Annotated in this window: 4 protein-coding genes and 1 pseudogene; 1 reads left to right on the plus strand and 4 read right to left on the minus strand. The window is 60.3% G+C overall.

What is annotated here, in order from left to right; genetic code table 11:
- Positions 1-50: 50 nt before the first annotated feature.
- The 3 genes from EOD15_RS29860 to EOD15_RS29870 all read right to left on the minus strand — a co-directional run bounded on the left by EOD15_RS29860 (position 51) and on the right by EOD15_RS29870 (position 2,285).
- A complete protein-coding gene (locus EOD15_RS29860) occupies positions 51-410 on the minus strand; it encodes a four helix bundle protein (RefSeq protein WP_127270768.1) in 360 nt (119 codons plus the stop codon).
- 54 nt (positions 411-464) lie between these two features.
- Positions 465-1,877 carry a circularly permuted type 2 ATP-grasp protein gene (locus EOD15_RS29865; protein WP_023812984.1) on the minus strand — a complete coding sequence of 471 codons (1,413 nt, stop codon included), beginning with the start codon at positions 1,875-1,877 and terminating at the stop codon, positions 465-467.
- A gap of 171 nt (positions 1,878-2,048) precedes the next feature.
- Positions 2,049-2,285: an Lrp/AsnC family transcriptional regulator gene (locus EOD15_RS29870; RefSeq protein ID WP_010909609.1), complete on the minus strand. Its 237-nt coding sequence runs from the start codon at positions 2,283-2,285 to the stop codon at positions 2,049-2,051.
- A 265-nt stretch (positions 2,286-2,550) separates the two neighbouring features.
- Between EOD15_RS29870 and EOD15_RS29875 the strand changes: the two are divergent.
- Positions 2,551-2,966: pseudogene (locus EOD15_RS29875) on the plus strand (DUF4864 domain-containing protein).
- A gap of 4 nt (positions 2,967-2,970) precedes the next feature.
- Here the strand turns inward: EOD15_RS29875 and tgt are convergent.
- Positions 2,971-4,101 (minus strand): tRNA guanosine(34) transglycosylase Tgt, encoded by a 1,131-nt coding sequence (gene tgt, locus EOD15_RS29880; protein WP_127322292.1) that lies wholly within the window; start codon positions 4,099-4,101, stop codon positions 2,971-2,973.
- Positions 4,102-4,159 lie beyond the last annotated feature (58 nt).

Consider the following 4,159-nt stretch of genomic DNA (forward strand, 5'->3'; position numbering starts at 1 on the left):
GATTTCGAGCGAATAGCGAATAGTGAGTAGCGAATAGGGGAAAATCAGCTTCATGATTTTTGTTGCAAACTCCTGATCATGGAACGTAGCATTTTCCCGATCTCATCGGCCTTGCTAAGCAAACGCACCACCTCTGCTTCAACCATCAACCCTACTTTTTCAGACAAGATCAGGTGTGTTTCCAACTCTTTGAGAGATCCCTGCGCCATGCGCAGAAATTGAATGAATGATCCCGTACTCTCCCGCCCATGCCCTTCGGCGATGTTTGCTGCAATTGATACGGAAGACCGCCTCATCTGAGAGGTCATCCCGTAGATTTCGCTGCTTGGAAAGGCTTTGGTTACCGAATAGCAATCCACCGCCAACTCGACGGCCGCTTTCCAAACAATTAGGTCCCTGTAAGAATTGATCGCCGTCTTGCTGCCCTCCTTCCCCTATTCGCTACTCACTATTCGCTATTCGCTTTAATCATCCAGCACCCAAGTATCTTTCGTCCCGCCGCCTTGCGAGGAATTCACGACCAGCGAGCCTTCCTTCAGCGCGACACGCGTGAGGCCGCCCGGCACGATCTGGATGCGGTCGGAGACCAGCACATAAGGCCTGAGATCGACATGGCGCGGCGCCAGCCCCTTTTCCGTCAGGATCGGGCATGTCGACAGCGCCAGCGTCGGCTGGGCGATGTAATTCGAAGGTTTTGCCTGGAGTTTCTTGGCAAAGGTCTCGCATTCCTTCTTGGTCGCAGCCGGCCCGACCAGCATGCCGTAGCCGCCGGAACCATGGACTTCCTTGATCACCAGCTCGTCGATGTGCTCGAGCACGTATTTCAGGCTGTCGGGCTCCGAGCAGCGCCAGGTTGGGATGTTGCCCAGGATCGCCTTGCGGCCGGTGTAGAATTCGATGATCTCGGGCATGTAGGAATAGATCGCCTTGTCGTCGGCGATGCCGGTGCCCGGCGCATTGGCGATGGTGATGTTGCCGGCCCGATAGACATCCATGATACCGGGTATGCCAAGCGCCGAATCCGGTCGGAAGGTCAGCGGATCGAGGAAGGAATCGTCCACGCGTCGGTAGAGCACATCGATCTGCTTGTAGCCTTCGGTCGTGCGCATCGCGACATGGCCGTCGACGACGCGCAGATCCTGGCCTTCGACCAGCTGCACGCCCATCTGGTCGGCGAGGAAGGCGTGTTCGAAATAGGCGGAGTTGAAGCTGCCGGGCGTCAGCACCGCAATGGTCGGCGCGCCCTTGGTGCTTTGCGGCCGCACCGCCGCCAGCGACTGGCGCAGAAGCTGCGGGTAGTTTTCCACCGGCCGTACCTTGATCTTCTGGAACAGCTCGGGGAACAGCTGCATCATCGTCTCGCGGTTCTCCAGCATGTAGGAGACGCCCGACGGTGTGCGCGCATTATCCTCCAGCACGTAGAATTCGTCCTCCGAGATGCGGACGATGTCGACGCCGATGATGTGGGTGTAGACGCCGGCCGGCGGCCTGACCCCGATCATCTCCGGCAGGAAGGCCTCGTTCCTGGCGATCAATTCCCTGGGGACGCGCCCTGCGCGCAGGATTTCCTGGCGGTGGTAGATGTCGTCGAGGAAGGCGTTTAGCGCCTGCACGCGCTGCTCGATGCCCTGCGTGAGGCGCCGCCATTCATTGCCTGAAATGATGCGTGGAACGATATCGAACGGGATCAGCCGCTCGGAAGCTTCCTGCTCGCCATAGACGGCGAAGGTGATGCCAGTCTTGCGGAAGACGCGTTCGGCGTCTTGCATCTTCTCGGTCAGCCTGGCCGGATCCTGCTCCTTCAGCCAGCGATCATAAGCCGAATACGGTCTTCTCAATCCGGAGACTTCCGGAAGCATTTCATCGAACGCTGCCAATCGCATACTCCCCTGTGACGCCATTTCACTGACGTCGCCGGAGAAAATCAAGCGCAATCGGTGATTTGGGAGATACGGGCGATCAGTATGTTGCGCCTGCCTAAAATTGAGGCAGGTGAAATATGACCTTGATCAGCCTTTGCCTCGTGCCCGGGCAAATGCGTTTCCAGGCTAGAAAGCGCGAAACGTGACGACGGTGAACGTGTCCTTGATGCCGGGGAGAATCTGCACCTTCTCATTGACGAAATGGCCGACGTCTTCCTCGTCGTCGACGTAGAATTTGGCGAGCAGATCGTAATTGCCGGCGGTGGAGTAGATTTCCGAGGCGATCTCGGCATCGGCAAGCGCGCTGGCAACCTCATAGGATTTGCCGAGCTCGCATTTGATCTGCACGAAAAACGCCTTCATGGCTTCGTCCCGCTAAACGTCCAAGTCCAGCGGCCCTTCTGGCAGACTGGAGGCGGGCTTTCAAGCGCTGGAATGAATGCTCAGCCGGCTCGGGCCTAGGCTACCGCCTGCTGCAACTCCGCCACTGGCGTGGAACTTGTCACCGATCGCCAGTGAATATTCGCAATCGCTGAAACCGCGATGCGCTGCCAAGCGTATGTTATGATGTGTCTTCGGACAGCAGCATTTCGAGGGAAGATATTTCGCGGGACAACGGAGACAGGCCATGCGCCGCGCCTTTTTCGCAATCGCAGTCGCTCCATTCCTCTTCGCGTCGTCGGTATTGGCCGGCGATGCCGAGATCAAGGCGGGCCAGTCCGTCATCGACAGTCAGCTAAAGGCCCTCATCGCCAATGACGGCGCCACCGCCTACAGCTTCGCCGCCCCGAATGTGAAGCGGATCTTCCCGACCGTCGATGCCTTCATGAACATGGTGACCAACGGCTATCCGCCGGTGCGCAAGCCGCGGACCTATTCCTTCGGCAAGGTCGAGGAGACCGCTCCGGGTTCGATCGTCCAGCAGGTGCTGATCGTCGGCCCCGACGGCAAGGATTACGAGGCGGTCTACACGTTGCAGCAACAGCCCGACGGTTCCAGATCACCGGCTGCAGCCTTCGCGCTTCGAATTCGCTCAGCACTTGAGGCCTCACAGCAACGGGATATCGCCCCTCGCCCAGCCCTCGGTGATTTCCGCGCCGCGCGCCTCGAAGGTGCCGGCCTCGATCGCAGCGCGGATGTCCTGCATCAGTTTCTGGTAGTAGGACAGGTTGTTCCACGTCAAAAGCATTGCGCCGAGCGCTTCTTGAGAGCGCACCAGATGATGCAGATAGGCGCGTGAGTAGTCCCGGGCGGCCGGGCAGTCGCTTTCCTCGTCGAGCGGCCGTGGATCGTCGGCATGGCGGGCGTTGCGCAGATTGACCTTGCCGCGCCTTGTATAGGCAAGGCCGTGGCGGCCGGCCCGTGTCGGCATCACGCAGTCGAACATGTCGATGCCGCGCGCCACCGATTTCAGGATATCGTCGGGCGTGCCGACACCCATCAGATAGCGCGGCTTGTCCGCTGGCAGTTCCGGGCAGGTGATGTCGAGCATCTCGAGCATCACCGCTTGCGGTTCGCCGACGGCCAGGCCGCCGACCGCATAGCCCTTCAGCTCCATCGCGCTCAGCGCCTGCGCCGAGCGCTCCCGCAGCGCCGCGTTGTCGCCGCCTTGCACGATGCCGAACATCGCCTTGCCCGGCTGATCGCCGAACCCCGTCTTGCAGCGCTCGGCCCAACGCAGCGACATCTCCATGGCGCGCTCGATCTCCTTCATCTCGGCCGGCAGCGCCGTGCATTCGTCAAGCTGCATCTGGATATCGGAATCGAGCAATCCCTGGATCTCTATCGAACGTTCCGGCGACATCTCGTAGGCGGCGCCATCGATATGCGAGCGGAAGGTGACGCCCTTTTCGGTCAGCTTTCTCAGCTTCGACAGCGACATCACCTGGAAACCGCCGCTGTCGGTTAGGATCGGATGCGGCCAGCGAGCGAATTCATGCAAACCGCCGAGCCGCGCCACACGCTCGGCGCCGGGCCGCAGCATCAGATGATAGGTGTTGCCCAGGATGATGTCGGCGCCGACACCGCGCACCTGGTCCATATACATGGCCTTGACGGTGCCGCCGGTGCCGACCGGCATGAAGGCCGGCGTGCGGATTTCGCCGCGCGGCATGTCGATCACGCCGCGTCGCGCCTTGCCGTCGGTTGCCAGAACCTTGAAGCTGAACGGCTTAGCCATTGAATTCCTTGTCGTGGATCTGGGCGTCCGGCGCCTGATTGTCGAGCGACTGGCGGCT

This window comes from Mesorhizobium sp. M7A.T.Ca.US.000.02.2.1 (genome assembly GCF_003996995.1).
In the GTDB taxonomy this organism is placed as follows: Bacteria; Pseudomonadota; Alphaproteobacteria; order Rhizobiales; family Rhizobiaceae; genus Mesorhizobium.